29 protein-coding genes are annotated in these 24,064 nt (G+C 63.8%); 9 read left to right on the forward strand and 20 right to left on the reverse strand.

All coding sequences use genetic code 11. The annotated features are described in order from the left end of the window. Window positions 1-20 precede the first annotated feature (20 nt). Window positions 21-1,286 (reverse strand): HAD family hydrolase, encoded by a 1,266-nt coding sequence (locus ABIC90_RS02520; RefSeq protein WP_354352449.1) that lies wholly within the window; start codon window positions 1,284-1,286, stop codon window positions 21-23. Between the two features lie 218 nt (window positions 1,287-1,504). Between ABIC90_RS02520 and ABIC90_RS02525 the strand changes: the two genes are divergently transcribed. From ABIC90_RS02525 to ABIC90_RS02535, 3 genes are all read left to right on the forward strand, one after another. After that, on the forward strand, window positions 1,505-1,876 hold the full coding sequence (locus ABIC90_RS02525; RefSeq protein WP_354352450.1) for a VOC family protein: 372 nt from the start codon (window positions 1,505-1,507) through the stop codon (window positions 1,874-1,876). A gap of 91 nt (window positions 1,877-1,967) precedes the next feature. Continuing rightward, on the forward strand, window positions 1,968-2,516 hold the full coding sequence (locus tag ABIC90_RS02530) for a hypothetical protein (protein WP_354352451.1): 549 nt from the start codon (window positions 1,968-1,970) through the stop codon (window positions 2,514-2,516). Window positions 2,517-2,588: 72 nt separating this feature from the next. After that, window positions 2,589-2,972: a hypothetical protein gene (locus ABIC90_RS02535; protein ID WP_354352452.1), complete on the forward strand. Its 384-nt coding sequence runs from the start codon at window positions 2,589-2,591 to the stop codon at window positions 2,970-2,972. 157 nt (window positions 2,973-3,129) lie between these two features. Here ABIC90_RS02535 and ABIC90_RS02540 read toward each other — a convergent pair whose 3' ends face one another. From ABIC90_RS02540 to ABIC90_RS02570, 7 genes are all read right to left on the reverse strand, one after another. Continuing rightward, window positions 3,130-3,300, reverse strand: coding sequence for a hypothetical protein (locus ABIC90_RS02540; protein WP_354352453.1), 171 nt, complete (start codon window positions 3,298-3,300; stop codon window positions 3,130-3,132). A 63-nt stretch (window positions 3,301-3,363) separates the two neighbouring features. Next, complete coding sequence (locus ABIC90_RS02545) at window positions 3,364-4,038, reverse strand: hypothetical protein (protein ID WP_354352454.1); 675 nt, start codon at window positions 4,036-4,038, stop codon at window positions 3,364-3,366. A gap of 303 nt (window positions 4,039-4,341) precedes the next feature. Continuing rightward, on the reverse strand, window positions 4,342-5,037 hold the full coding sequence (locus ABIC90_RS02550; protein ID WP_354352455.1) for a hypothetical protein: 696 nt from the start codon (window positions 5,035-5,037) through the stop codon (window positions 4,342-4,344). Continuing rightward, entirely contained in the window at window positions 5,018-5,335 is a 318-nt protein-coding gene (locus ABIC90_RS02555; RefSeq protein ID WP_354352456.1) for a hypothetical protein, read from the reverse strand. The genes ABIC90_RS02550 and ABIC90_RS02555 overlap by 20 nt, the downstream gene beginning before the upstream one ends. A gap of 96 nt (window positions 5,336-5,431) precedes the next feature. Then, the gene (locus tag ABIC90_RS02560; RefSeq protein WP_354352457.1) at window positions 5,432-6,535 is read right to left on the reverse strand and encodes a S41 family peptidase; all 1,104 of its coding nucleotides are present in this window, start codon (window positions 6,533-6,535) and stop codon (window positions 5,432-5,434) included. A 130-nt stretch (window positions 6,536-6,665) separates the two neighbouring features. Further along, window positions 6,666-7,124: a putative immunity protein gene (locus tag ABIC90_RS02565; protein ID WP_354352458.1), complete on the reverse strand. Its 459-nt coding sequence runs from the start codon at window positions 7,122-7,124 to the stop codon at window positions 6,666-6,668. 164 nt (window positions 7,125-7,288) lie between these two features. After that, window positions 7,289-8,179 carry a LysR family transcriptional regulator gene (locus ABIC90_RS02570; RefSeq protein WP_354352459.1) on the reverse strand — a complete coding sequence of 297 codons (891 nt, stop codon included), beginning with the start codon at window positions 8,177-8,179 and terminating at the stop codon, window positions 7,289-7,291. An 82-nt stretch (window positions 8,180-8,261) separates the two neighbouring features. On the opposite strand from ABIC90_RS02570, the gene argC reads away from it, so the two are divergent. The 4 genes from argC (at window position 8,262) to katG (ending at window position 12,454) form a co-directional block, all read left to right on the forward strand. Further along, window positions 8,262-9,200 carry an N-acetyl-gamma-glutamyl-phosphate reductase gene (argC, locus tag ABIC90_RS02575; RefSeq protein WP_354352460.1) on the forward strand — a complete coding sequence of 313 codons (939 nt, stop codon included), beginning with the start codon at window positions 8,262-8,264 and terminating at the stop codon, window positions 9,198-9,200. A gap of 47 nt (window positions 9,201-9,247) precedes the next feature. Next, the gene (locus ABIC90_RS02580; protein ID WP_354352461.1) at window positions 9,248-9,544 is read left to right on the forward strand and encodes a hypothetical protein; all 297 of its coding nucleotides are present in this window, start codon (window positions 9,248-9,250) and stop codon (window positions 9,542-9,544) included. Window positions 9,545-9,607: 63 nt separating this feature from the next. Continuing rightward, the gene (locus tag ABIC90_RS02585; protein ID WP_354352462.1) at window positions 9,608-10,123 is read left to right on the forward strand and encodes a DUF1579 domain-containing protein; all 516 of its coding nucleotides are present in this window, start codon (window positions 9,608-9,610) and stop codon (window positions 10,121-10,123) included. Between the two features lie 147 nt (window positions 10,124-10,270). Further along, window positions 10,271-12,454 carry a catalase/peroxidase HPI gene (gene katG / locus ABIC90_RS02590; RefSeq protein ID WP_354352463.1) on the forward strand — a complete coding sequence of 728 codons (2,184 nt, stop codon included), beginning with the start codon at window positions 10,271-10,273 and terminating at the stop codon, window positions 12,452-12,454. A 22-nt stretch (window positions 12,455-12,476) separates the two neighbouring features. Here the strand turns inward: katG and ABIC90_RS02595 are convergent, their stop codons facing one another. After that, a complete protein-coding gene (locus ABIC90_RS02595; protein WP_354352464.1) occupies window positions 12,477-12,815 on the reverse strand; it encodes a YnfA family protein in 339 nt (112 codons plus the stop codon). 110 nt (window positions 12,816-12,925) lie between these two features. Between ABIC90_RS02595 and kdsA the strand changes: the two genes are divergently transcribed. Then, window positions 12,926-13,777, forward strand: a complete 852-nt coding sequence (kdsA, locus tag ABIC90_RS02600) for a 3-deoxy-8-phosphooctulonate synthase (RefSeq protein WP_354352465.1) — start codon at window positions 12,926-12,928, stop codon at window positions 13,775-13,777. A gap of 1 nt (window position 13,778) precedes the next feature. On the opposite strand, the gene ABIC90_RS02605 is transcribed toward kdsA, so the two are convergent. From ABIC90_RS02605 to eat, 6 genes are all read right to left on the reverse strand, one after another. Then, on the reverse strand, window positions 13,779-14,108 hold the full coding sequence (locus tag ABIC90_RS02605) for a hypothetical protein (RefSeq protein ID WP_354352466.1): 330 nt from the start codon (window positions 14,106-14,108) through the stop codon (window positions 13,779-13,781). A gap of 65 nt (window positions 14,109-14,173) precedes the next feature. Then, complete coding sequence (locus ABIC90_RS02610) at window positions 14,174-15,427, reverse strand: type II toxin-antitoxin system HipA family toxin (protein ID WP_354352467.1); 1,254 nt, start codon at window positions 15,425-15,427, stop codon at window positions 14,174-14,176. Next, window positions 15,417-15,761, reverse strand: a complete 345-nt coding sequence (locus ABIC90_RS02615; RefSeq protein ID WP_354352468.1) for a helix-turn-helix domain-containing protein — start codon at window positions 15,759-15,761, stop codon at window positions 15,417-15,419. The genes ABIC90_RS02610 and ABIC90_RS02615 overlap by 11 nt, the downstream gene beginning before the upstream one ends. Before the next feature lie 64 nt (window positions 15,762-15,825). After that, complete coding sequence (gene eutC / locus ABIC90_RS02620; protein WP_354352469.1) at window positions 15,826-16,611, reverse strand: ethanolamine ammonia-lyase subunit EutC; 786 nt, start codon at window positions 16,609-16,611, stop codon at window positions 15,826-15,828. After that, complete coding sequence (locus tag ABIC90_RS02625; protein WP_354352470.1) at window positions 16,608-18,002, reverse strand: ethanolamine ammonia-lyase subunit EutB; 1,395 nt, start codon at window positions 18,000-18,002, stop codon at window positions 16,608-16,610. Before ABIC90_RS02625 ends, eutC begins: the two co-directional genes overlap by 4 nt. An 18-nt stretch (window positions 18,003-18,020) precedes the next feature. Further along, window positions 18,021-19,445, reverse strand: coding sequence for an ethanolamine permease (eat, locus tag ABIC90_RS02630; RefSeq protein ID WP_354352471.1), 1,425 nt, complete (start codon window positions 19,443-19,445; stop codon window positions 18,021-18,023). Between the two features lie 135 nt (window positions 19,446-19,580). Here eat and ABIC90_RS02635 point away from each other — a divergent pair, with 135 nt between their 5' ends. Next, complete coding sequence (locus tag ABIC90_RS02635) at window positions 19,581-19,991, forward strand: FKBP-type peptidyl-prolyl cis-trans isomerase (RefSeq protein WP_354352472.1); 411 nt, start codon at window positions 19,581-19,583, stop codon at window positions 19,989-19,991. On the opposite strand, the gene argE is transcribed toward ABIC90_RS02635, so the two are convergent. The 5 genes from argE to ABIC90_RS02660 form a co-directional block, all read right to left on the reverse strand. Then, window positions 19,992-21,113: an acetylornithine deacetylase gene (gene argE, locus ABIC90_RS02640; RefSeq protein ID WP_354352473.1), complete on the reverse strand. Its 1,122-nt coding sequence runs from the start codon at window positions 21,111-21,113 to the stop codon at window positions 19,992-19,994. A gap of 296 nt (window positions 21,114-21,409) precedes the next feature. Further along, on the reverse strand, window positions 21,410-21,958 hold the full coding sequence (locus ABIC90_RS02645) for a Rieske 2Fe-2S domain-containing protein (RefSeq protein WP_354352474.1): 549 nt from the start codon (window positions 21,956-21,958) through the stop codon (window positions 21,410-21,412). Window positions 21,959-21,987: 29 nt separating this feature from the next. Further along, window positions 21,988-22,713, reverse strand: coding sequence for an alanyl-tRNA editing protein (locus ABIC90_RS02650; RefSeq protein WP_354352475.1), 726 nt, complete (start codon window positions 22,711-22,713; stop codon window positions 21,988-21,990). A 21-nt stretch (window positions 22,714-22,734) separates the two neighbouring features. Then, window positions 22,735-23,646 carry a DMT family transporter gene (locus ABIC90_RS02655; protein ID WP_354352476.1) on the reverse strand — a complete coding sequence of 304 codons (912 nt, stop codon included), beginning with the start codon at window positions 23,644-23,646 and terminating at the stop codon, window positions 22,735-22,737. An 82-nt stretch (window positions 23,647-23,728) separates the two neighbouring features. Continuing rightward, window positions 23,729-24,028 carry a DUF1330 domain-containing protein gene (locus ABIC90_RS02660; protein ID WP_354352477.1) on the reverse strand — a complete coding sequence of 100 codons (300 nt, stop codon included), beginning with the start codon at window positions 24,026-24,028 and terminating at the stop codon, window positions 23,729-23,731. Window positions 24,029-24,064 lie beyond the last annotated feature (36 nt).

Consider the following 24,064-nt stretch of genomic DNA (forward strand, 5'->3'; position numbering starts at 1 on the left):
CGAAGGGCCGGCCGCCCCGCCTATTTCAGCGCCTTGCCCTGCGTTGCGCCCAACGGCGTGTGCAGCTGCGACGCCACCCACTCGCCCGTGTTGTCGTCGCGGCCCTGCAGCAGGTAGCGCGTGTTGGGCTTGCCGTAGTTCTGAACCGCCATCGCAGAGAACTTGCCGATGTCGGTCTTCGGGTCGCGCAGGCGGTTCACGATCAGCACCTTCTTCGTGTCGGCGAAGTCGGCCATCATGTTCTGGTCGCCCTCGCTGTCGCCAGCAACGAAGCTCGGGCCGTAGCCGTACTTGCTGACCAGGAAGCGTCGGATGTTCTTCGTCTTGCCCGGGCCCTGGGTCTGGTCGTAGCCGCGGCGGAATTCGGGCTGGATCACGCCGTTGACGTCGCGCTCCAGCTCCATCGCGAGCACGCGCTCGGGCGGGTTGTTGTAGCCGAAGGCGGGGTTCGACGAGATCTCCTTGATCACGTCCACGAACGACGCCGAGCACACCCACACATCGAAGCCCGCGTTGCGGAACGCGGCGTACAGCTCCTGCATCTCGGGCTGCAGGCGCAGGCCGTTCTTCCAGCTGACCGACACCACGCCCGCGCGGCCCGGCAGCGCGACGGGCGATGTCCACTTCACCTTGGCGACCGGCTCCTTCAACTGCCACGCCACCGTGTCGGCCGTGAGCTTGCGCACTTGCGCTTCTGTCATGCCGGCGAAGAGGTACGTGACCCAGGGGTAGGCCGTGTCGTGGTCGAAGGTGTCGCCGATGGCTTCATAGAGATAGCGCACCTTGGTGATGAAGGCGCCGTAGTGCGGGCTCATCGCCACCACGGCCAGCGACTGCGCGCCCTTCATGCCCTTGTAGTTCTGGTAGAGCCATGTGTAGCTGGCCACGATGTCGGGCACCAGAAGGTCGATGTTGACCGGCTTGCCCGCCGCGTTGTTGTATGCAGGCAGAAAGTCTTTCTTCGGAATGTTCTTGCGCAGCGCCACTTCGAGCTGCGCGGGCGTGGCGCCGAAGACGAGGTTCTCCAGCTGATAGATGAGCGAGGCTTCCTCGATGTCCAGAAAGATGCTGGTGTTGTCCCAGTCGAAGACCACGTAGGGTGGCCTGGCGGCGTTGTAGCCGGGGCTGCCCTTGCCGAGGCCGGCGATCAGGCCCTCGATCTGTGCGCGGTTGAAGGCGTCCCAGTGGCCGGGCGACAAGCCCTTGGCGGGCGAGTCGAAGCTGGCGCAGCCTGCTGCGACCAGCGCGGCGGCCATGGGGGTGAGAAGTGCGAGACGGCGTTGCATGCGTTCCCTGTTGTTGTGCGGTTGCCATGTGGTTGCTATGGGAAGCGCCGGGCGTAGGCACCGCCCTGACGCTTCCGCAGCGAGCTACGCATCAGCCGTGCCAGGTTGCATGCGATGGGCGCATGGCCGTGTCGCTTGCGAGCGGTGTGGTCATGGGCTCTGGGCGATGCGTGCGCGCATGGATACCATCGGCGGCCGAATCCTTTTCAGGAGAAACCATGCAGCTTCGTACCGCGCGCATTTTTGTAGCCGACCTGCCGGGCGCCTCACGGTTCTACCAAGAGGTGCTGGGCTTGCCCATCAAGGCCGATGGAAGCGCACAAGGCTTTTGCGTGTTCGATGCGGGAGCGATGAGCCTGGTGGTCGAGCATGTCGATGCGAATGCGCCGGCGGAAGACCAGGTCCTGGTGGGGCGGTTCACCGGGCTGTCTTTCGATGTCGCGGACATTCAGGCGAAGTTCACGGAGCTGTCGAAGCGGGGCGTTGTCTTTGCCGGGCCGCCGGAGCGGCAGGAGTGGGGCGGTGTTCTGGCTACGCTTCGTGATCCTGCGGGGAATGAGCTGCAGCTTGTGCAGCGGGTGGTGGGGTAGGTGTCGATGGCGGGTTGTTGGTTGTACCGTTTTCGGCCAACACCGGACCTTCATGCTTGCCCTCCAATCTGCCGAGAACTGACCGACAGACATGACCCAGCGACACTTCTTCGCGTTGCCCGGCGACTTGCTCTTGGTGTTTGACGCCGTCGAAAGCAAGGCCGCCGTCTCCTATACGCTGGCCGGCATCTTTGACACACCCGACGTTACATCTGTGCACGCCGGTCGGGCGCTTCCTAGTCTGCGCGTGCCGGCGGCGGCTTCGTCGATTGACTGCGCAACCTATCTGGTCATGCCTGCCGACGTGGCGGTGCAAGTTCGACCAATTCCCACTTCGCTCGGTGCTACCCGCTTTGCGATAGACCAGCTGCTCAATCCGGCCAGTGTCACCCTAAGCCATGGCGGCTTCGACGTGAACATGACGCTCATCTCGGGCCGCGTCGCGACCGCGTCTGATGCACTGCAGGCTAGGAGGCTTCAATCTGCTTTCGCCAATGCAATCGGGAGGCTGTTCGAGCGGGTGAACGCGTACTGGGTTGGCCCCATGGCGATGGAGCATTTCCAGCGTGGAGGACGGCTCACCCACAATGCATCCTCTCCGTCCGAGTACGATTTGGCGCAGGCGCGAGCTCAACCGTAGCGGCGGCATGCGGCCAGAAGCTGTCGCTGGTTCGGCCGTTCAAAACAACAACCCGTTCATAGAGGAAAGCCCATGTTGACCGCCGCAGTGCTTGGCATCGCAACTGGCACAGCAATCGGATTTCTGCTTTGCACCTTCGCGTTTTTTGCAGCAAGACGGCACGTCTCCCATGCTATGGCCGCGGGTGCCTCAGTCGCCTACCGTCCGCCTGATTGGCGTGGCTTCGCGAAGAACGCTGCATTCCTCTTGCTAATTCTTGTCGCCCTGCACTGGCTGCCCGACGTTCTCGCATGGGGCTACGCCTCATTTCAGGGGGAGACGCTGGTCATCAGCGAACGACGCTGGAGGGGGATTCTCTTCGTCGGTTACGCAATGGCGTCGACAGGAGTTTCGGCCAATCTCATTGGATTGCTGTGGGCTACAAGGCAGGGCTCACGCAGAACCAAGGTTGGGTAAGCAAAACGCTCCGTTCCAGGTGCCCGAGAGTGTCAGACACCCGCAGCTGACCACCGATTCCGCCGGGCGCAACCAAGCAGCGAATGACTGCTTGGGAGCAGGGCCGATGACCGTTTTGGGCCCTTTGCAGACGTCCACGCCGCCAGATAGCAGTCGCTCAAAGCGACGCGAACTTGTCTTTGAACTGCCTGAAGTCCGTTCGATAGACGTCAACGATGTTCGTGCCGACGATGGGGAACCGAATACCAAGCTCTATCTCTGCATCTGAAATTGCTTCAGCAGACGCAGGGTCGCTGTAGTCCCATTCTAAAAAGTGTTCTTTGAGCATCTTAAGTTCAGCACATGTGAATAGGCCATGACAGACCGAGGTCGGGCACCAAAAAAACAGCCCCTAGTCACCGTTCGCTCGGATGAGACTCTCAACGGTCCTCTTTTGCTCCGCAAGCAGCTTTGTGACGTCAGGCTTGGATGGGGCCACCTGCATCAAGGCTACGTGGATAACCCGATTTCGGACGACTGTTTGACCACTGACAACGACCAAGACCCCAGCATCGCCTGAGTCCATCGCGCTCGACATTACGCTGGCTGAATAAATTGCGCGGTCGTCGTCGTCGATGAAGCCAAGATCTTGAGGCGCATCGACTCCAGGCGAGAACGAGCGCAGCGCCGCCAGCCCCGAATCCATGCCACGTTTGCGGTGTTCGGCCCCTTTGGCGCTCAGCGAGAAATTAATGAAATATCTACGAGTGAAGCCGTTGGGAGCCTCTAATACCTTTCCATCTTTGAGCGGTGTCGTGTATTGACCCATCTTGTCGAGGCGTTGACGTTTTTCCGTCCGGAGCTCCTTGACTTCATCGCAGGGGCCAAACGTGGAGACGATTCGACTCTTGTTCAAGTTGAACTGGGCCTGTTCAGCTCGTATTGCGGACTCGTACCTTGACGCGCCTAGCTCGCAATAACCGGAGGGAACAGGAATTTCAAGCGTCACCCCGTCCAGATCTTTTGGAGCGGCGTGAACGACTCCCGCGAGCAGAAGAGAGACAAGTTGGAGATATTTCAACTTCATGTGGAGCGTGAGCGTGTAAGTGGTAGTAGGAATGGCTGTCGAAAGTTCGCACGGACGATGGTGCGGAACTCATTCTAAAAAATGGCGCGGCGCGATAAATGCTCACAATTTAAGCCCATCAAACACCCGTACTCCCGCCTCGTATGCCTGCGATCTGGAGGTATCTTCTCCGGAATCGGACGACTGCTTCTGGCCGACTGTAGCCTTACGCGCGGCCAGCACAAAGGGGCCCACCAGTCACGCTAGCCAGCGAATAGTGGTCTCAGGGCTTCGCGTGGAGCCCCGCGAACGTCCGACGCGACATCAGTCCTCCCAACGAAAGGGCACATTCTTGATCTCGTATTTGTTCCAGGCTGTGACGATGCCGGAGACGCTCTTGCCTTGGTTGCTACCGCGATAGTTGAGCGAGCTGACGTGGTAGCGATATTCCGGGCCGTTGGCTGCCCCGACGACTTCGATGGCCTTGATGGCCGCGTCGCTACGCTGAACCAATACGCTGACGGTCGCGAATGCCAGCGCCAGGCAGATACCAACGGCGATCGGCATTCGTGCGCTACGTTCTTTCTGTCCGGCTGCGGCACGCGCTGCTCGAACCTGGGGTGATCCGAGTTCTTTTACGAGCCAAATCAGAAGAGCCATGGTGAACACGAACAGCGTGATTCCAACGAGAGCAACGTGGGGGTGCAGCCGAATCTCTGTGAGCGTCAGGTCAGTAGGTTGAAGAGCCGGAGAGACAACGAGCATCGAAATAAGCGCGGCGGCTATGAGGAGTGCAAACCACTGAACATGAGAAGCTGCTTGCAGGCTGCCGCGGAGAAGGAAGACGCCACCGATAACAGCAAATACGCTGATGCTCGATGAATATGGAATGCGGCTCACGATCGAGTAGATCAAGACGCAGATGTCCAGCAGACCGGCAACCACGAGGACGATTCCCGCGCGTTTTAGGGTGGCCGTATGCGGTGCCTCCGCGAATCTATTAGCTACGCTGGTGCTCATCGCCAGTCTCGAAAAACGCGTTGATGTACGCACTTGGCTCAAGGTCGCTCTCGCGCAACAGAGAGAAGACCTCGACGCCCGACGCCGCAACGGGATCAACGAGCCAATAGGACTGGCAAACGTCAAGGTAGGTCGAGTCTTCCCCTGCATAGGCTTTCGCCTCGCGTTTCGCCATCTCTATGGCCTCGTCTGCGGACTCGGCTTGCCACAACGTGATGCGCTCTTCGTATAGATGAGCCTTCTTCTGTCCGTCCCGTGGTTCCCACTCGAAGAGGCAGCGCGTTGAATAGGATTCCATTGTCAGTCTTCACGATTGGTAAGGAGGTCCTCTGGATAGCCTACCTGAAAGCCGTCGTGCACGAACTTCCGCTTCTGGCCGAAATCCGCCGTGCGCCTACTTTTTTCCCGCGTTCGATGCCGCCAAGCGCGCGGCAGTAATCGCCCTGTCTTGGTCGGCAACCAGAACGGGGTCCAGTTCCGCCGCCCGCGCCGCCTGCAATGCGGCGAGGTAAGCGCGGTTCAGTGCGGCGTCGGCAGGCACAGCGATGTCAGGCTGCACCCCGCGGCTCTCCCAGTTGTCCTTGGTGATGGGATTCACAGCTCGGGCGAAAGGCACCAATACTTCAAAGTGCTCGCTAAGGCGAAATGGCTTTACCGGGTGAGCACCCCCGCCTGTGACTTCTCCTATCACCGTGGCCCGTTTCAAGGCTTGCAGGTTGTATGCGAACTCCTCGCCTCCGGAGAAGGTGTCCTTGCTGGTAAGAACGTACACGGGGCGCTCGGTGAACTTCCGGCCCGGGACGCCTGGAGTCGTCCAAAACGCTTCGATCCGATTGTTTTTTCGATGCAAGAGATCGTTCAGATGAACTCGATCTCGGAAAAGATAGCTGGTCACCCAGGCAACCCCGGCTGGCCAACCGCCTCCGTTGTGCCGCATGTCGATGACCAGCGCGGCGGTATCGGCGACGAAGCCGAAAGCCGCAGCCGCCACATCTTGAAGGGCCTCTGGCTTGGAGAAGCCTCTGATGTCGAGGTAGCCAATGTTGCCCTCCAACCGCTCAGCCTTGACGAAGCCACTATTTGCGTACGAATAGTAGCGTCGCTCTTCTTCGGTGACTTTCGTGGAAGGCGATGATGGTGCCAGGCCTGCCGAGGGAATGGGACTAAACAAAACCATCAAGTGCTTGTCGCCATTCACGGATCGCAGGTCTGTCTCCAGTTGGAGGCGAAGCTCCTGGGCGGTGCGGATAGACGCGTAACCGCCGGAACTCTCTTTACCGCGAATGTGCTTGGCGATGTCTGCCGCGCGATCCGCGAAGACGTAGTTCTGCTCGACGGCCGCCGCGGCCCCGACGGCGATATCTCGGATGACGCTGGCGTTGATTGGGACCGAGGGGCCGTCGGTCTGCGCCCGAGCCGCACCGGCGAAAACAAATGTCCCTATCGCCAAGATGGCTCTAAGCCAGAACAGCAACAAGTTTCCGAAGTTTGAGGGCATCAGACGCCGACTTTCAGTCCTGGAAGGATGCATGAGCGATGTTCGGTAGCAGGTGACCGCTGTTGACCAGTTCCGCTGTGCTGGCGAGAGACTTGTCTTGGCCAACCAGCCACTCGCTTGGCGAAACCACTCATCGCGCTGCAAGAGTACTCGCAAGCCGCTCAATCGCTGCGACCTGCCAGTTCCGCTCAGCGACAAATGACTCGGGATCGGAGACTGCGCCGTAGCCACCTTCGCCGTAGACCGCAGCGTACGCGGCATAGTCCGCCGCTTGGACAGCCCTGCCAGCCAGTGCGTTGGCCACCGCATAGCTTGCCGATACAGCAGCGTGACCCACGCCGTCCAGTGATCGGGAGCCTTGGTGCCCAATGGCGAGGGCTGCGGCCTCGGCCGCTGCTTTCTCAAGGGCCTGCAGGTCGGCCTCGCCCTTGAGGTACGCCTCCAGCACGTCGAGGCAGCGCAGGACGCCCTCGTCTTCAAGCAAGTGACGGACTCGCGCTACGCATTCAAAGGCAAACGCCAAGTTGAGCACTTGGTAGGTCGCAGACGATTGATGCGCCTGTAGGGCTGAAGAAACTGCATCTGTCATGGTCCGTGGTCTCTCCTGGGTGAGTCGCTGCGAACGTGTATTGCTCGCCGACTTTAGCCGGTCGTGCCGCCGTCTTGAACAAGCCCGTTAGCGCCATTGGCTTGACGGACAAAGACCCAACCAAGCCGTTGCATCGATCGGTTGAATCCCCGCACGCGCTGTACTCAAGCAGCCAAACCCCTCTCAGGCAGCAACGCCTCCAAAACAAAAGCGGTAGGTCCACTGGCGCCCCGTTCACTGACCGCCAGGCCCAGCTGCCGCCATAGCGCTGGGCTGAGCGGGCGCACGACGATGCGAGGGTCATGCGTGGGCTCTTGCGATTCCTCCGGCAGCAAGGCTGCGCCATAGCCGGCGGCGACCAGCGTCCTGATCGCATCGTTGTAATTGAGCTCGATGCGCGGCCTGCAGTGCACGCCGGCCGCGGAGAACCATTCCGCGGTTAGCCGGTAAAGACGTGTGGAGGCGTCGTTCATGATCAACGGGCGCTGGGCCAGCCATTGCGGGGTCAGCCGCTTGGGTGCTCTCCAGTCCGCCGGCAGAAAGGCGACGACAGCCTCGCGCCGCAGGGGCGTGACATGAACGCCGCGCACCGGCGCCTGCGGCAGCGCCACGACCGCGAGGTCGAGGCTGCCCGCGGCGAGCCGGGCCATGCTGTCGTTGGAGGTCAGCACCTGCACATTCACGTCGATGCCGGGGTGCTTTCGGGCCAGGCGTTCGAGTGCGGGCGGCAGCAGGTGGGCAATGGCGCCCGTCGAAGCGCCCACCCGCACGCGGCCGGTTTGGCCTGCGAGCTGGCGTCGAACGTCCTCCACCGCGTCGTCGGCGTCCGCGAGCAACCTGCGGGCACGCGCGATGAAGCGTTCTCCCAAGGCGGTGGCCTGCGCCGGCCCCCGCCCGCGAACGAGCAGCTGGCCGCCCAGGCGCGACTCCAGTTCCGCAAGCTGGACAGTGACGGTGGGGGCGGCCAGGTGAAGGGCGCGCGCGGCATTGGCCAGGGAGCCGAGATCGGCGACGGCGACCAGGGTGCGCAGATGGTCAAGGCTCAGTTCTCGCATGGCGCTAATTTAACTTTTCTTAATCTGGGGTTGCGTATATTTAGCTGGAGCCATCGAGGTCACATCCCTACGATTGCGTGCCATGGACCTCAACATCTTCATCGACGGCGACCAGGGAACCACCGGCCTTGATCTGCAGAACCGCCTTCGGGGCGGGGACTTTCGCATCCGCACATTGCCGGCAAGCCTGCGCAAGGATGCGGCCGCCCGCCGGGACGCGCTCAACGCGTGCGACATCGCCATCCTCTGCCTGCCCGATGCCGCGGCGCGCGACGCAGTGGCGATGATCGAGAACCCTTCGGTGCGTGTCATCGACGCCAGCTCGGCGCACCGCATCAGCCCGGGTTGGGTCTACGGTTTGCCGGAGCTCGATGCACTGCAAGCTGAACGCATCGCCTCGGCGCTGCGGGTCACGAATCCGGGCTGCTATCCCACGGCGGCGGTCGCTTTGCTGCGGCCGCTGACGGATGCGGGCCTGTTGCCCGCCGACTATCCGCTGGTCATCCACGCCGTCTCGGGCTATTCGGGTCAGGGCAGGGCGGGGGCGGAAGCGCACGAGGCCGCAGCTGGCGGCGCAGCGGCGCATTCGTTGAAGGTCTATGGCCTGGCGCTCGAACACAAGCACGTGGCGGAAATCGAGTCCTACGGCGGCCTGGCGGAGCGGCCCATCTTCGTGCCGGCCTATGGCAGCTACCGGCAGGGCATCGTGCTCACCATCGGACTGCACGCGCGAATGCTGAGCGCCGATGTTTCCGGCTTGCGCATTCACGAATGCCTCGTGGAGCGATACCGCGATGCGGCGCATGTGCATGTGATGCCGATGTCTTCCGCGGCGCCAATGACCGAACTGGACCCGCAAGTCCACAACGGCACGAACGACATGAGCCTGGCCGTTGCATGCAATGAACGCACCGGTCAGATCGTCTTGAGCGCGGTTCTCGACAACCTGGGCAAAGGTGCCGCAGGCGCGGCCGTGCAGAACTTGCGGCTGATGACGAACGCCTCGCAAGGCACGTTGTAAATTCGAAGCGTTGATGGGGCCAAAGGGGAAAACGAGTGAATGAGTACATGCTTCTGATGCATCAGGACGCTACCGATAGGAAAGCTGCAGACGACCCGAAACAATGGGAGCAGTACATCGCAACGCTCCGCGGCACCGGCCAATTCGACGGTGGCAGCTCGATGGGGCGTGGAGAGTGCCTCAAGAAAAATCAGCCGAGCCAACCGACCGGCAATGATTTCAGCGGCTTCATCCGGGTACGCGCAGTGAGCCTCGAAAGCGCCAAGCAGTTTCTTTTGGGCAATCCGGTTTATGAGGCTGGCGGCACGGTGGAGATTCGGGAACTGCCTCGCTCCGGGAGTTGACGGGTTCCTCCTTCGTGGCAGAGTTTGTCCGTCGCGCACGCCGCAATCCCGAAGGAGAAGCACATGGGCCGCAAGGAATTCGAAGCTTCGCTGGCTGACGGCGTGCACGCGCAGTTGGCGCGCATGGCAGGGCAGTGGGAGGGCCGCTTCCGCCTCTGGTTCGAGCCCGGCAAGCCGGCCGACGAATCGGTGCAGCGAGGCAGCATCCGCGTGCTGTTGGGCGGTCGCGTGCTGTTGCACGAATACACCGGTCGCTGCGGCGGCGAGCCAATGCAAGGCGTGGCGCTCATCGCCCATCATCTGGACGAGTGCCGGTACGAATCGGCCTGGGCCGAGAGTTTCGGCACCGGCACGTCCATCATGTTCAGCACCGGCACCAGCGGCGACCCGCGCCTGTCGATGCTGGGCAGCTACAGCGACAAAGAGGGCGGCTCGACCTGGGGCTGGCGCACGGCCATCGAGCAGCCCGACGACGACACGCTGAACCTGCGCATGTACAACATCAGCCCCGCCGGCGAGGAGGCGCTGGCCGTCGAAGTGAACTACCGGCGCATGCCGGCCGAGGCAGGCAGCGCCTGAGGCTTTCACTGCCGGGAGCGGAAGTGGCCCGCAAAGAAAATAGGTTCTGGCTATCCGTGGATTGAAGTCATTCAATTTCCCAGCATTGTGGCCTCTGAATATCCTTGCCGCTCACCCACTCGATCCACCACGGAAAGCAGAGCCCACATGTCTACCGAAGCAAAGTGCCCCTTCAATCACACGGCCGTCGCCAGCGCCACGACCAACCGGGACTGGTGGCCGAATCAGTTGAAGCTGAATGCCATGCACCAGCATTCGACGTTGTCCGACCCGATGGACACGGAGTTCGACTACGCCGAGGAATTCAAGAGCCTGGACCTCGCGGCCGTGAAGAAGGACCTGCAGGCGCTCATGACCGACTCGCAGGATTGGTGGCCGGCCGACTTCGGCCACTACGGACCGCTGTTCATCCGCATGGCCTGGCACAGCGCCGGCACCTACCGCACCTTCGACGGCCGCGGCGGCGCGGGTGCGGGGCAGCAGCGCTTTGCACCGCTCAACAGCTGGCCTGACAACGGCAACCTCGACAAGGCGCGGCGGCTCCTGTGGCCGATCAAGCAGAAGTACGGCAGGAAGATCTCCTGGGCCGACCTCATGATCCTCGCGGGCAACGTCGCCCTGGAGTCGATGGGCTTCAAGACCTTCGGCTTCGCCGGTGGGCGCGCTGACGTGTGGGAGCCCGAGGAACACATCAACTGGGGCGCCGAGAAGACCTGGCTGGACGACAAGCGCTATTCCGGCGACCGCGTGCTCGAGAACCCGCTCGCCGCCGTCCAGATGGGCCTGATCTACGTCAACCCCGAAGGCCCCAACGGCAACCCCGATCCGCTCGCCGCGGCCCGCGATATCCGCGAGACCTTCGCCCGCATGGCGATGGACGACGAAGAGACGGTGGCGCTGATTGCCGGCGGCCACACCTTCGGCAAGACGCACGGCGCCGGCGATGCCAAGCTCGTGGGCGTGGAGCCGGAAGGCGCGGGCATCGAGGCGCAAGGCCTGGGCTGGACCAGCAGCTTCGGCACCGGCATGGGCGGCGACGCGATCACCAGCGGCCTGGAAGTCACCTGGACCCAGACGCCCACGCAATGGAGCAACTTCTTCTTCGACAACCTGTTCGGCTTCGAATGGGAGCTGACCCAAAGCCCGGCCGGCGCGCATCAATGGATCGCCAAGGACGGCGCGGGCGCCGGGACCATTCCGGACGCGCACGACCCCTCCAAGCGTCGTTCGCCGACCATGCTGACCACCGACCTCTCGCTTCGCTTCGATCCGGCCTACGAAAAGATCTCCAGGCGCTTCCACCAGAACCCGGACCAGTTCGCCGGTGCATTCGCCCGCGCCTGGTTCAAGCTCACGCACCGCGACATGGGACCGCGCACCCGCTACCTCGGCCCCGAGGTCCCGGCGGAAGAACTGCTCTGGCAGGACCCGATTCCCGAGGTCGATCACCCGCTGGTCGATGCGCAGGACATCGCGGCGCTCAAGAGCACGATCGCGTCTTCGGGACTGCTGGTTTCGCAGCTGGTGGCGACCGCCTGGGCGTCGGCCTCCACCTTCCGCGGCTCCGACAAGCGCGGCGGTGCGAACGGTGCACGCATCCGTCTTGCGCCGCAGAAGGACTGGGCCGTCAACCAACCCGAGCAGTTGGCCAAGGTGCTCGAAGCGCTGGAAGGCATCCAGCGCGAATTCAACGACGCGCAGTCCGGCGGCAAGAAAATCTCCCTGGCCGACCTGATCGTGCTGGCCGGTTCAGTGGGCGTGGAGCAGGCTGCGAAAAAGGCGGGTCATGCCGTCACAGTGCCCTTCACGCCGGGCCGCATGGACGCTTCGCAAGCGCAGACCGACGTGGAATCCTTCGCCGTGCTCGAACCGATCGCGGATGGCTTCCGAAACTACCTGAAGAGCAAGCAGAGCGTCTCGACCGAGGCCCTGCTGGTCGACAAGGCGCAGCTGCTGACGCTGAGCGCGCCCGAGATGACCGTGCTGGTCGGCGGCCTGCGCGTGCTGAACATCAACGTCGGCCAGTCGCAGGACGGCGTGTGGACCCAGCGGCCGGAGGCATTGAGCAACGACTTCTTCGTGAACCTGCTCGACATGGGCGTGCAGTGGAAGGCGGCGTCGGAAGACCAGGAGGTGTTCGAAGGGCGCGATCGCAAGACCGCCCAACGCAAATGGACCGGCACGCGCGCCGATCTGGTCTTCGGTTCGCAAGCCCAGCTGCGGGCGCTGGCCGAGGTGTACGGAAGCGCCGATGCAGAGGCGAAGTTCGTCCGCGACTTCGTCAAGGCCTGGACCAAGGTGATGAACCTGGACCGCTTCGACCTGGTGTGATGCCCGAGGGCGGGACGCCGTGTCAGCGGGCCGCTTCGCGCGGCCCGAACATGATGATGGCCATGCCGATGAAGCACACGGCCACGCCGATCCAGTCGCTGGCCGACGGTGTGACCTTGTCCACCGCCCAAAGCCACAGGATGGCAACGCCGATGTAGACGCCCCCGTAGGCCGCGTACACGCGGCCCGCGGCCGTCGGGTGAAGGGACAGCATCCAGGCGAACAGCGCCAAGCTCAGCGCTGCAGGTACAAGCAACCAGGCCGACCTGCCTTCCTTCAGCCACAGGTACGGCAGGTAGCAGCCGACGATTTCAGCCACGGCGGTGGCGACGAACAGTGCGAGAGTCTTGAGGGCTTCCATGCACGCATTGTGTGCACCAGGCGCTCGCCCACGTCGGCGGCGGGCAAAGGCATGGATTTTCTGGCCGACCGGCGCGCGAGAATGCGAGCAGTACTACAGGAGAACACTTCTTGACCACCGTCGCCATCACCTCCGCAATCAACGTCAGCAACAGCAACGGCTTTGTCCTGTTTGGCGGCGTGAACGTACTCGAGTCCAAGGACATGGCCCTGCATGCCGCGGAAGAATATGTCCGGGTTACGCGAAAGCTTGGCATCCCCTACGTCTTCAAGGCGAGTTTCGACAAGGCGAACCGTTCGTCCATCCATTCCTTCCGGGGCCCCGGCCTGGAGGAGGGTTTGAAAATCTTCGAGGCCGTCAAGGCGGAGTTCGGCGTTCCTGTGCTCACCGACGTGCATGAGCCGTGGCAGGCGGATCCGGTCGCCGAAGTGGTGGACGTCTTGCAGCTGCCGGCCTTCCTCGCTCGCCAGACGGACCTGGTCGTTGCCCTTGCCAGGACGGGCAAGGTCATCAACGTCAAGAAGCCCCAGTTCCTGAGCCCGCCCCAAGTGCTGAACATCGTCGAAAAAATCAGGGAGGTGGGCAACTCCCCCGTCATTCTGTGCGACCGGGGAACCTGTTTCGGCTACGACAACCTGGTGGTGGACATGCTTGGCTTCGGTGCCATGAAGAAGGTCACCGGCAACCTGCCCGTCATCTTCGACGTGACCCATGCCCTCCAGCAACGCGATGCGAACGCCGCTGTGTCAGGCGGGCGACGCGAGCAAGTGGTGGAACTGGCGCGTGCCGGCCTGGCGGTAGGCTTGGCGGGCCTCTTTCTTGAAGCGCACGCCGACCCGGCGCAGGCCAAATGCGACGGCCCCAGCGCTCTGCCGCTGGACCAGCTGGAGCCTTTTCTCACGCAGTTGAAGGCGTTGGACGATCTGGTGAAGTCCTTCGCGCCCCTGCATATCCGAGCCTGAGTCAGGTCTTGCCGTCAGCCCGGTTCAGCTTCAGCCGGCGAATCTCGGCAAGCTGAAACCTGAAGGCATCAACCGCTTCCTTGGCCTTGGGTTCCCAGGTGTCGGTCTTCATGTGCGCGAGAACCGCTTCCAGCGCATCGCCGAGTTGCCCGATCTGCCGTCCGTAGCTTCCGACGTCATCCAGGATCTGCTGTTCCAGACCAGGGTCCGACGACTTGCCCATGTTGATGTTGATGAACCCCAGCTGTCCGTTGCTAATGCGGGTCAACCAGGTCCAGGGATTGATTTCCTGGCGCACATTGCCGGAGAGCGGCAAGTAGAAGTTCGGCATCGGAATCCTCCTGCGCAACCCGGCGGGCTGCTGCAACGAGGTCAAGCAAGAAGCTCGCCGAGCCGCTAAGCGCCGATGCGTTCCGCTTGCTGCTCGATGAAGGCCGCGACCCGCCGCACAAGCCCCCCGTCGCCGCCTGCTGCCGCCACGCTGCCCACCGCATGAACAGCGACCGTCTCGGCAATGGCAGCGATGATTTCTTCCGCAGCAGCCGCTGTCAGTCCGAAGTGCGGCGCCGCCTCGCGCGCCAGCGCAAGGCTCGATGCATGCTGCCCCGCAAGAATGGCCAGCTCCTGATACCCCGTGTGACCACCCAACTGCATCACCAGGTCGAAGGCCGGCGCCAGGCGCCACTGTCCGTCTTCGCCCTGCAGCGCGCCGTGGTTCTTCACGTGATCGTCGCTGTTGCCCACCACAAGGTTGAACACCATCCGCCTGAACAACTCGGCCAAGTCTTCCTGGGGCTGTGCCGAAATACGCCGCAGCAATTGCGCCAGTTCGACGTAGCTGCCCCGGCTGGAGTCATAGGGCACATCGAGCAGCGCCGAAGCCGAGAGGTAGTGAAAGCGGCGCTCGTCGGTCACCGGACCTGCGCGGTCGAAGCGCTCGACCAGCAGGGCGTGTCCTGACGCCAAAGGCTGCAGCAGAAAAGGCGGCACTGCGATGCCGCAGGCGTCGGCCAGCCAGAGCGTGGCCGCTTCGATCACTTCGACGTCGTGGTCGTCGCCGCGCGATGCGAACTTGGCGATGCAGCGCCGGCCCTCCAGCACAAATGCAGCCTTGGGGCGCGCACCGCCCAGGCTGCCGCCGCGCAGCAGCAGATGCATGTCGGGGCCGATGTCCATGCCATCCTCGACGCGGCGCGAGGCTTCGGCGAGCGCCTGAAGCGACCAGAGCGTGGCGGGCGGCTCCCCGCTGCGGATGGGCAGCGTTTCGGCAAACACCATCGCGCCGATGCGGTCCTCGTTGGTCAGGAGCAGTGCGTCGATGTCCGAGAGCGGCCGGCCCGCGCGAATTTCGAGCACCTTGCGACCCCAGCTGTCGGGCAGCGCATCGCGCAGCGTGAGCGGCATGGCGCCGCCGTCGCGGATGCGGCGCTCGGCGAGCCCGAAGGCGGCATCGCGCAGCGGCAGGTGCACAGGGTTGAGCGCAGCGGCTGCCGGATCTTCGAGGTAGCGCCGGCCATAGGCGAACTCGCCGGACTCCACAACGCCGCGGCGCGCGACCTTCATCAGGCCGGCCGGTTGCACCTCGTCGCCGGTGCGATGCGAGAGGCCGACGTAAATGCGCCGCTCGGCGTCGTGGCTGTCAGAAGTCACGCTCGTCCTCCGCAATCACCCCCGTCGCGCCTTGCGTGGCCGACCTGCGCACACGTCGCTTCGCCGCCAGTCCCGTAGGAGCCGGGGCCACGCTGTCTAGCGAGTCGATCTCGCCCAGAAGCCACAGCGCATGGGCCAGCAAGCCGATGCTGGTGCCGGGCTTGCCCGATTCGAGTGCGCGCAGGGTGTTGGGGGAGCACAGCAAGCGCTCGGCCATTTCGGCAATCGTCCATTCGCGATGCACCCTGTGCGCGCGAAGGCGCAGGCCCAGTCCTTCAAGGGGCGCGATGGTCTGCGAGGGCAGGGCGGAAAGGCTGTGGCTGCTTCTTGGCATCAATAAAATGACTATTAAACGGCTTAAAGATCATTTTATTGCGTATTGATTCATCTGGGAAGGCCTATCGCATGAGCCCCGGCGTCCGCGCATCGCGCTGCTCCAGTACCGCAAGGTCGCTCTCGTCCTTGAGCCCCACGCCTGTCAGCCCCCGGCGCAGCGACTCGCGCATCAACCAGGCCAGCTTGAACGCGGCAGCTTCGCAGGGCAGGCCTTCGGGCCGCACGTTCGAGATGCAGTTGCGCGCCGCGTCGTTCAGCCCGCGCTTGGGCGAATGCGTGAGGTAGATGCCCAGGCTGTCCGGTGAGCTCAGCCCCGGCCGCTCGCCGATGAGCATCACCGACAGCATCGCGCCGAACAGCTCGCCCACTTCGTCGGCCAGGGCCACGCGCGCCTGCGTGGCGATGACCACGGGCGCGTAGCGGGTGTCCGCCGGCAGGTGCGAGCGCAGCGCGGCCAGGAGCGGCGCGGCATGCCGTGCCACCGCCAGCGACGAGAGCCCGTCGCCGATGACGATGCATACGTCGCAGCCGTAGCGCCCGATGCCGCGCAGGCGTCCGTCGTCCGCGTCGTCGAGCTGGCGGCCCAGATCGGGGCGGCGCAGGTAGGTGGTGCGGTCCGCCGCACGGCTGCGTGCGCGGGCCACTTCCCAACGTTGTGCGCTCAGCGTGGCTTCGAGCGCGGCTACATCGAGCGCCGCATGGATCGCATCGCGCGCCATCGCATGCGCCCAGCCGAAGCGCAGCGTTTCATCGGTGGGCATCCCGGCGCCGGCTCGGCCGAGGGCCAGGCGTGCGGGGGTGGCGGAGCGCCATTGCGCCCAGGGGTTGGGGGTGACGGCGTCTGTCATCGCGCAAGGGCCTTGAGGCCGCTCATGTCGGCGAGCAAGCGGTTGGAGGAGGGCGGCGCAAGCTGGCCTGCCGCATCGGTGATCTGCATGCGCTGCAGCCAGGCCTCGAACTCGGGCGCGCGCTTCAGGCCCAGCGTCTGGCGCATGAAGAGCGCATCGTGGAACGAGGTGCTCTGGTAGTTGAGCATCACGTCGTCCGCGCCCGGAATGCCCATGATGAAGTTGATGCCCGCGGTGCCCAGCAGCACGAGCAGGGTGTCCATGTCGTCCTGGTCGGCCTCGGCGTGGTTGGTGTAGCAGATGTCGCAGCCGATGGGCAGGCCCAGCAGCTTGCCGCTGAAATGATCTTCGAGGCCCGCGCGAATGATCTGCTTGCCGTCGTACAGATACTCCGGCCCGATGAAGCCGACCACCGTGTTGATGAGAAAGGGCTTGTAGCGCCGCGCCAGCGCATAGGCGCGTACCTCGCAGGTCTGCTGGTCGACGCCGAAGTTGGCATTGGCCGAGAGCGCGCTGCCCTGGCCGGTTTCGAAGTACATGACGTTGTCGCCGATGGTGCCGCGCTTCAATGCAAGCGCTGCGGCATAGGCCTCGTCGAGCAGCTCGGGCGTCACGCCGAAAGAAAGGTTCGCCTTCTCGGTGCCCGCGATCGACTGGAACACCAGGTCCACCGGCGCGCCGGCTTCGGCAAGCTTGAGCGTGTTGGTCACATGCGTGAGCACGCAGCTCTGCGTGGGGATCTCGAAGCGCTGGATCACCTCGTCGAGCATGTGCAGCAACTGGCCCAGCACCGGCATGCTGTCGGAGGCGGGGTTGAGGCCGATCACCGCATCGCCCGCGCCGTACAGGAGCCCGTCGAGCGTGGACGCGGCCACGCCGCGCAGGTCGTCGGTCGGGTGGTTGGGCTGCAGGCGCACCGCCAGGTGACCGGGCAGGCCGATGGTGTCGCGAAAGCGCGTGATCACGGTGCACTTCTTCGCGACCGACACCAGGTCCTGGTTGCGCATGAGCTTGGACACGGCCGCGACCATCTCGGGGGTGAGCCCCGGCGCGAGCGCGGTGAGCGTGGCGGTCGTGGCTTCGTCGGACAGCAGCCAGTTGCGAAAGTCGCCGACCGTGAGGTGCGACACGGGCGCGAACGCGTCCGCATCGTGACTGTCGATGATGAGCCGCGTGATGTTGTCGCTCTCGTACGGAATGAGCGCTTCGGTCAGGAACTGCTTGAGCGGCGTGTCCGCCAGCACATGGCGCGCGGCCATGCGCTGCTGCGCGGTGGCCGCACCCACGCCCGCCAGGTAGTCGCCCGAACGCGCCGGACTGGCAACGGCCATGACCTGCTTGAGGTCGTCGAAGTTGAAGACTTGTCCCGCGATGGTGGTGCTGTATCGCATCGTCTTTCGCATCGCCCTTCAGGCGTGGGTGGTGGGCGAAGAAAGCATCTCGTCCGGCGCGGCCGCCTTGCGCTGCGCCGAGGTCATGAGAAAGTAGCCGTAGGCCGCAGCCATCAGCACCAGGAACAGCACCGTCAGCATGAAGTTGAACCACACCATCGCACCCAGGCACACCACGCCCAGCCCGAGCGCAATGGCCGGAAACACGGGGTAGAAAGGCGCGCGGTAGGGGCGCAGCAGGCCGGGCTCGCTCTTGCGCAGCTTGAAGAGCGCGGCCATCGAGATCAGGTACATCACGATGGCGCCGAGCACCGCCATGGTCACGATGTTGGCGGTGAGCGTCTGCCCGCCGAATTGCACCCACTCGTCGCTGAAGATGGCGATGACGCCGACCACGCCCCCGGCCAGCAACGCGCGGTGCGGCGTGTGGAAGCGCGGGCTCAGCCCTGCAAAGTAGGCGGGCAGATAACCGGCGCGCGCCAGCGCAAAGATCTGCCGCGAGTAGCCCATGATGATTCCGTGGAACGAGGCGATCAGCCCGAAGAGCCCGATCCACACCAGCATGTGCAGCCAGCCGCTGTTCTCGCCCACCACCACCTTCATGGCCTGGGGCAGCGGGTCGTTGATGTTGGCGAGCTTGCGCCAGTCGCCCACGCCGCCCGCGAAGATCATCACGCCGAAGGCCAGTACCACCAGCGTGACGATGCCGGTGGTGTAGGCGATGGGAATGGTGCGGTGCGGATCGCGCGCCTCCTCGGCCGCCATGGCCGCGCCCTCGATGGCCAGGAAGAACCAGATGGCGAAAGGGATGGACGCGAAGATGCCCGAGATGGCCGCGCCGTTGAGCACGTCGCCGCCGGCCCAGCCGTTGGCAACGAAGTTGGCCAGTGTCCAGCCGGGCGTGACCACCCCCATGAACACCAGGAGTTCGAAGATGGCCAGCACCGTCACGAAGAGCTCGAAGGCCGCCGCGATGCCCACCCCCACCCAGTTCAGCGCAATGAAGATCACATACGCCCCGAGCGCGAACCACTTGGGGTTGATGCCGGGAAACTGCACGTTCAGATAAGCACCGATGGCCAGTGAAATGGCCGGCGGCGCAAAGACGAATTCAATGAGCGTCGCATAACCCGCCACGAAGCCGCCCGTCGGGCCGAACGCGCGCCGCGCATAGGCAAAGGGCCCGCCCGCGTGCGGGATGGCGGTGGAGAGCTCGGTGAAGCTGAAGATGAAGGTGGTGTACATCGTCGCCACCAGCAGCGTGGCGACCAGAAAGCCGAGCGTGCCGGCGGTGTTCCATCCGTAGCTCCAGCCGAAGTACTCCCCCGAAATGACCAGGCCCACGGCAATGCCCCAGAGTTGCAGGGGGCCGAGCACCTTCTTCAGGTGACCGGTGCCGGATGGCGCGGACGATGCGGCCGGCGAGGCTTCGGTGGAACGCATGGGCTTCCTCTCTCTCTTGTGAATGTTGACAGTGCGCATTCACCAAAGCAAGGGCCGTTCCATTAGATACATCGACGTACAGCGGCCGCGGGGGCGCTGGCCATAATCGAGTCCTTTCAATCCCCGAGGTGTTTCGTGAAGTCCTTTTTCTGTGCCGCTCTCGTGTCCGTCCTTGCCGTTCCCGCAGCCTTTGCGCAATCCGCCCCGGTGACCACGCCCAGCGGCCTGATCTACCAGTCGCTCAAGGAAGGCACCGGCGCATCGCCCGCCGCCACCGACGCCGTCAAGGTTCACTACCGCGGCACCTTCCCCGACAGCGGCAAGGAATTCGACAGCTCCTACAAGCGCGGCGAGCCCACCGAGTTCCCGCTCAACGGCGTGATCCCGTGCTGGACCGAAGGCGTGCAGAAGATGAAGCCGGGCGGCAAGGCCAAGCTGACCTGCCCGCCGTCCATTGCCTACGGCGCGCGCGGCGCCGGCGGCGTGATTCCGCCGAACGCCACGCTCAACTTCGAAGTGGAGCTGGTGTCGGTCACCAAGCGCTGATCAACCGCGCGTTGCCACCGCCGCCCATGCGCCGGCCGATTGCATGAAGCGATCGGCCGCATGCAACTGGCTGGCGCTGATCCATTCGTCCGGCTGGTGCGCCTGGGCGATGGAGCCGGGCCCGCACACCACCGTCGAAATACCGACCTGCTGGAAGAAGCCCGCCTCGGTGCCGAACGGCAGGTCCGCCGCCGGCCAGAGCGCGCCCAGTTCGCGCGCCACCGAGACCGCCGCGTCGTTGTCGTGCGCCGACAGCGCCGGCACGCCGGCCACCTGCTCGGCCTGGACCGTGACGCCCGCCGGAAGGTCCGCCAGGGCATCGCGGACCGCATCGCGCACGCGCCGCACCGCCGCTTCGTCGTGCGGCCGAAACTCCCACAACACCTCGCAGCAGCCCGGCACGATGTTGAGGGCGGTGCCGCCGTCGATGCGGCCGATGTTGAGCGTGGCCTCGCTGCCCTCCGCGGCAAAGCCTCGGCGCAGCCCGGCCAGGCAAGTGACCAGGTAGGCGGCGGGCTCGATCGCGCTGGCACCGAGCGAGGGGTCGCTCGAGTGCGCGGGCAGCCCGCTGAACAGCGCCCGGTGCCCGAAGAAGCCGCGGTGCCTCACGCCGATGCGCATCTCGGTGGGCTCGCCGATGATGGCCAGCGCGGGCGCCTGCACCTGCGTCTTCAGGCGGCTCAAGAGCTGGGGAACGCCAAGGCATCCGATCTCTTCGTCGTAAGAGAACGCGAGGTGGATCGGCCGCTTCAAAGGCCGCCGCTGCCACGACGGCACGGCAGACAGGCAGGCGGCAATGAAGCCCTTCATGTCCGCCGCACCGCGGCCATGGAACCGGCCGTCGCGCTCGACCAGCGTGAAGGGGGCGGAGCGCCAGTGCTGGTCGGCCACCGGCACCACATCGCTGTGCCCCGAGAGCACCATGCCGCCCGCCGTGTCGGGCCCGATGCTGGCCAGCAGGTTCGCCTTGCATCCGTCTTCGCTGTGCACGAGCTGCACGTTCGCCCGGTGCGTCTCCAGGTAGTCGGCGATCCAGTGGACCAGGTCCAGGTTCGATCGATGCGAGGTCGTGTCGAATGCCACCAGGGTTCGCAGGATCTCGACGGTGGTCATGACAGTCATGTGCGGGTCGGGTGGTCTCAGTGGAACGGGGCGTGGGCTAGAAACAGCAGGAGTCGGTGTAGATATAGCAACAGCGCCACGGGGTCGACATCGGGCACCGTGCGCGTGAAGCTCAGGACTTCGGGGCTGGCTTGGCGGAGTGATTGCGTCATGGAGTGGCCTCGCTATGCGGCCAAGCATGGCAGGGGGCGACGCGGCGATATTGGCGAAAATTTGAAGCTGAAAGATGGGGCGCGAGACGGCGGCAATGCGTGTGAGGCTGCCTCCGGTCAGGCCGGTCAGGCCGGTCACTTCGGTCACATGGCGTCGAACAGCCTTCGGTACTCGTTCAGTGCAAGGCGCTCGATCGAAGGCGCGGCCCCGTCGTCTTGTGCAACCGCTTCCATCGCCGGGAGAACCTCCGGTATTGCAGGCTCCGCGCCGGGAATCAGGCAGGTCCAGGCAAGACCGTGGCGTTCCACCGCGGGAAACATCGTCAAGCTGAAGCATTCCGTGCCCTTGGGCGCCAGCTTCTCCGGCACCTTGCGGCACTGCCCGTCGGCGCCGAAGCGCAGGCCGTGGTAGGCGCACACCAACTCGTCGCCTTCGATGCGCCCTGCGCTCAGCGGCAAGCCGCGATGCGGGCACAGGTCGCGGCCGATGCAAATGCCGTCGGGCAGGCGATAGATGGCCAGCCGCAGGCCCAGCAGGCTCACCTGCCTCGGCTTTGCCGCTACCGCGTCGACGCGGGCGACCGGAAACCATTGCCGGGCCAGCGCGGTCCAGTCCTGCCCGGAGAACGCGCAGTCCGGCGGCAGGAATCCTTCGGGCAGGGGGAGGGCGCGCGGGGCGTGCGGCTCGTCCATGGGTGTATGGGTGCGCGTAGGCGCGCCGCCTACCTGACAAGCCCGATCCGGATCCTTCGGTTGTGCTGTCCCTTGTTCTCGATCTTCAGGATGCGCAGCGGCGCCGATTGCGAGGTGTTCGACAGATGGGTGCCGCCGCAGGCCTGCCGGTCCAGCCCCACGATCTCGATGATGCGCGTGGTGCCGTCGTCCTGGGGCGGCGGTGCGACGGAGCGGCTGCGCAGCACGCCGGGTTCGCGTGCGAGTCCGGCCGCATCGACGTACACCGCATTCACTTGCAGCCCGTCGGAGATGAGGGTGTTGAGCGCCGGCTCGAGCTTGCGCAGATCGTTGTTGTCGACGTCGGGCAGGTCGAAGTCGATGCGGGCCGTGCCGTCGGCCGCCATCTGCACGCCGGTGACCAGCGAGCCCTCGAAACGCTGATAGACCAGTGCATTGAGGATGTGCAGGCCGGTGTGCAATTGGCTCATCATGGAACGGAAGTCGGCGTCCACGCGGGCGCTGAGCTTGTCGGGCGGAATCGCACCGATGTCGGCTTCGTCGAAGCAATGCCATGCATTGCCGCCCGCCATTTCGATGTGGCTTATTTTTATTTCGCCGCCATTCCATTGCAGCGTGCCGCGATCGGCCAATTGCCCGCCGCCGCCCGGGTAAAAGAAAGAGCGATCCAGGAGAACGGCATTCGGGCGACGCGCAATGACGTCGGCTTCGAAGTCGAAACAATCGGGTTGGGTATGGCAAAGATAACGTGACATGATTTTCGGGGTGCAAGATGCCTATGAAAAACGGCGGGCCGTGACAATGCCGATCAGAATGATCGCGCCTCCCACGAATTCGGGAATGCTCAGGTATTCATGAAATAAATAAGCGCCGAGCACGGTTGCAATGACCGGCTGCACCAGCAACGTGATCGAAGAAAGCGCGGCCGGCAATTTGGCCAGCGCATAGGCAATGAGGCCCTGCCCCCCCACATGGGACACGACCGCCAGCGCCAGCAGCATCAGCATGCCGTGAAGCGTATGCGGAACCAGCGATTCGCCACGCAAGAGCGTGATGGGCAAAAGAACGATCAGCGTGCCGACGCTGCTCCATGCCATGACGGTCATCGTTCGGTAATTCGAGCGCACCAGGCTGACCGCCAGAAGATAGGAACCGTAAAAAACGGCTGTCAAAAGGCCGAGCAGATTTCCGGTCATGTAGTTCGAACCGAAATCGAGCCGATGGCCGATCAGGATGAATGCCCCGGCCAATGCGAACAGCATGCCGAACATGAAGCCGGAGTTGAATTTTTTACCCAGAAACAGATTGGACCCAAGCACCACGAAAATCGGCGCGAGATTGGCCAGAAGGTTCGAATTGGCCAGCGTGGTCAGTGTCATCGACCAGTGATAAAGCGCCAGATTCCCGGAGAAAATAAATCCCACAAGAATGAGCTTGATCGGAATGGTCGGCATTTTTTCGGGCGCAGGCACGTCGGCTCTCACAGGCTCGGCCCTGGCCGCCAGCATATCGAGCAGAAAGAAAATCGGAATTGCCAGCGCCACCCGATAGACCGCGCTGGCCGTCGGGGGCAATTCACTGTGGCGAAGAAAAACGCCGCCCAGCGCCAACGCCGCTGCGCCGAGCAAAAGCGCAACGAAGGACAGGAAATTGTTTTTTGAAGCAGCAGGCAGTGCAATGGTCGTCATGGTTGATTCCGGCACGACCGAGTCTCCATCGGTCATGCCAGTTGGTTTGTTCTAAATATCAGAAAAATTCCGGACCGAAGCGCTAATGCCCTTCGAATCCCTCGATCACCATCAGCTGCATGTCGACTGCAGCGTCCTTTCGCAATCCTCGCGCGAAGGTGTATTCCGGCGATTCGTAGAATTTTCTTGCCGCATCGGCCGATTTGAATTCGACAAGAACCACGCGCCGATCATCCAATGCGCCTTCCAGATGCATGCACTCGCCGCCTCGTGTGAGGAATTTGCCTCCGAATTTTTCTACGATCCCGGGCGTGAGCTGCTTGTATTGGTTGTATTGATCCGGATCCACAATGGACATCCGGCCAATCAGATAGGCGACCATATGCAGCCTGATTCGGTACTTGAAACGCTGTTCAGG

The organism is Variovorax boronicumulans (assembly GCF_040544675.1).
Lineage (GTDB): Bacteria > Pseudomonadota > Gammaproteobacteria > Burkholderiales > Burkholderiaceae_C > Variovorax > Variovorax boronicumulans_D.

Excerpts from the sequence above, each read along its gene's own strand:
- ABIC90_RS02520 (WP_354352449.1), bottom strand. The coding sequence starts at position 1,286 with ATGCAACGCCGTCTCGCACTTCTCACCCCCATGGCCGCCGCGCTGGTC.
- ABIC90_RS02525 (WP_354352450.1), top strand. The coding sequence starts at position 1,505 with ATGCAGCTTCGTACCGCGCGCATTTTTGTAGCCGACCTGCCGGGCGCC.
- ABIC90_RS02530 (WP_354352451.1), top strand. The coding sequence starts at position 1,968 with ATGACCCAGCGACACTTCTTCGCGTTGCCCGGCGACTTGCTCTTGGTG.
- ABIC90_RS02535 (WP_354352452.1), top strand. The coding sequence starts at position 2,589 with ATGTTGACCGCCGCAGTGCTTGGCATCGCAACTGGCACAGCAATCGGA.
- ABIC90_RS02540 (WP_354352453.1), bottom strand. The coding sequence starts at position 3,300 with ATGCTCAAAGAACACTTTTTAGAATGGGACTACAGCGACCCTGCGTCT.
- ABIC90_RS02545 (WP_354352454.1), bottom strand. The coding sequence starts at position 4,038 with ATGAAGTTGAAATATCTCCAACTTGTCTCTCTTCTGCTCGCGGGAGTC.
- ABIC90_RS02550 (WP_354352455.1), bottom strand. The coding sequence starts at position 5,037 with ATGAGCACCAGCGTAGCTAATAGATTCGCGGAGGCACCGCATACGGCC.
- ABIC90_RS02555 (WP_354352456.1), bottom strand. The coding sequence starts at position 5,335 with ATGGAATCCTATTCAACGCGCTGCCTCTTCGAGTGGGAACCACGGGAC.
- ABIC90_RS02560 (WP_354352457.1), bottom strand. The coding sequence starts at position 6,535 with ATGCCCTCAAACTTCGGAAACTTGTTGCTGTTCTGGCTTAGAGCCATC.
- ABIC90_RS02565 (WP_354352458.1), bottom strand. The coding sequence starts at position 7,124 with ATGACAGATGCAGTTTCTTCAGCCCTACAGGCGCATCAATCGTCTGCG.
- ABIC90_RS02570 (WP_354352459.1), bottom strand. The coding sequence starts at position 8,179 with ATGCGAGAACTGAGCCTTGACCATCTGCGCACCCTGGTCGCCGTCGCC.
- argC (WP_354352460.1), top strand. The coding sequence starts at position 8,262 with ATGGACCTCAACATCTTCATCGACGGCGACCAGGGAACCACCGGCCTT.
- ABIC90_RS02580 (WP_354352461.1), top strand. The coding sequence starts at position 9,248 with ATGCTTCTGATGCATCAGGACGCTACCGATAGGAAAGCTGCAGACGAC.
- ABIC90_RS02585 (WP_354352462.1), top strand. The coding sequence starts at position 9,608 with ATGGGCCGCAAGGAATTCGAAGCTTCGCTGGCTGACGGCGTGCACGCG.
- katG (WP_354352463.1), top strand. The coding sequence starts at position 10,271 with ATGTCTACCGAAGCAAAGTGCCCCTTCAATCACACGGCCGTCGCCAGC.
- ABIC90_RS02595 (WP_354352464.1), bottom strand. The coding sequence starts at position 12,815 with ATGGAAGCCCTCAAGACTCTCGCACTGTTCGTCGCCACCGCCGTGGCT.
- ABIC90_RS02605 (WP_354352466.1), bottom strand. The coding sequence starts at position 14,108 with ATGCCGAACTTCTACTTGCCGCTCTCCGGCAATGTGCGCCAGGAAATC.
- ABIC90_RS02615 (WP_354352468.1), bottom strand. The coding sequence starts at position 15,761 with ATGCCAAGAAGCAGCCACAGCCTTTCCGCCCTGCCCTCGCAGACCATC.
- eutC (WP_354352469.1), bottom strand. The coding sequence starts at position 16,611 with ATGACAGACGCCGTCACCCCCAACCCCTGGGCGCAATGGCGCTCCGCC.
- ABIC90_RS02625 (WP_354352470.1), bottom strand. The coding sequence starts at position 18,002 with ATGCGATACAGCACCACCATCGCGGGACAAGTCTTCAACTTCGACGAC.
- eat (WP_354352471.1), bottom strand. The coding sequence starts at position 19,445 with ATGCGTTCCACCGAAGCCTCGCCGGCCGCATCGTCCGCGCCATCCGGC.
- argE (WP_354352473.1), bottom strand. The coding sequence starts at position 21,113 with ATGACTGTCATGACCACCGTCGAGATCCTGCGAACCCTGGTGGCATTC.
- ABIC90_RS02645 (WP_354352474.1), bottom strand. The coding sequence starts at position 21,958 with ATGGACGAGCCGCACGCCCCGCGCGCCCTCCCCCTGCCCGAAGGATTC.
- ABIC90_RS02650 (WP_354352475.1), bottom strand. The coding sequence starts at position 22,713 with ATGTCACGTTATCTTTGCCATACCCAACCCGATTGTTTCGACTTCGAA.
- ABIC90_RS02655 (WP_354352476.1), bottom strand. The coding sequence starts at position 23,646 with ATGACGACCATTGCACTGCCTGCTGCTTCAAAAAACAATTTCCTGTCC.
- ABIC90_RS02660 (WP_354352477.1), bottom strand. The coding sequence starts at position 24,028 with ATGGTCGCCTATCTGATTGGCCGGATGTCCATTGTGGATCCGGATCAA.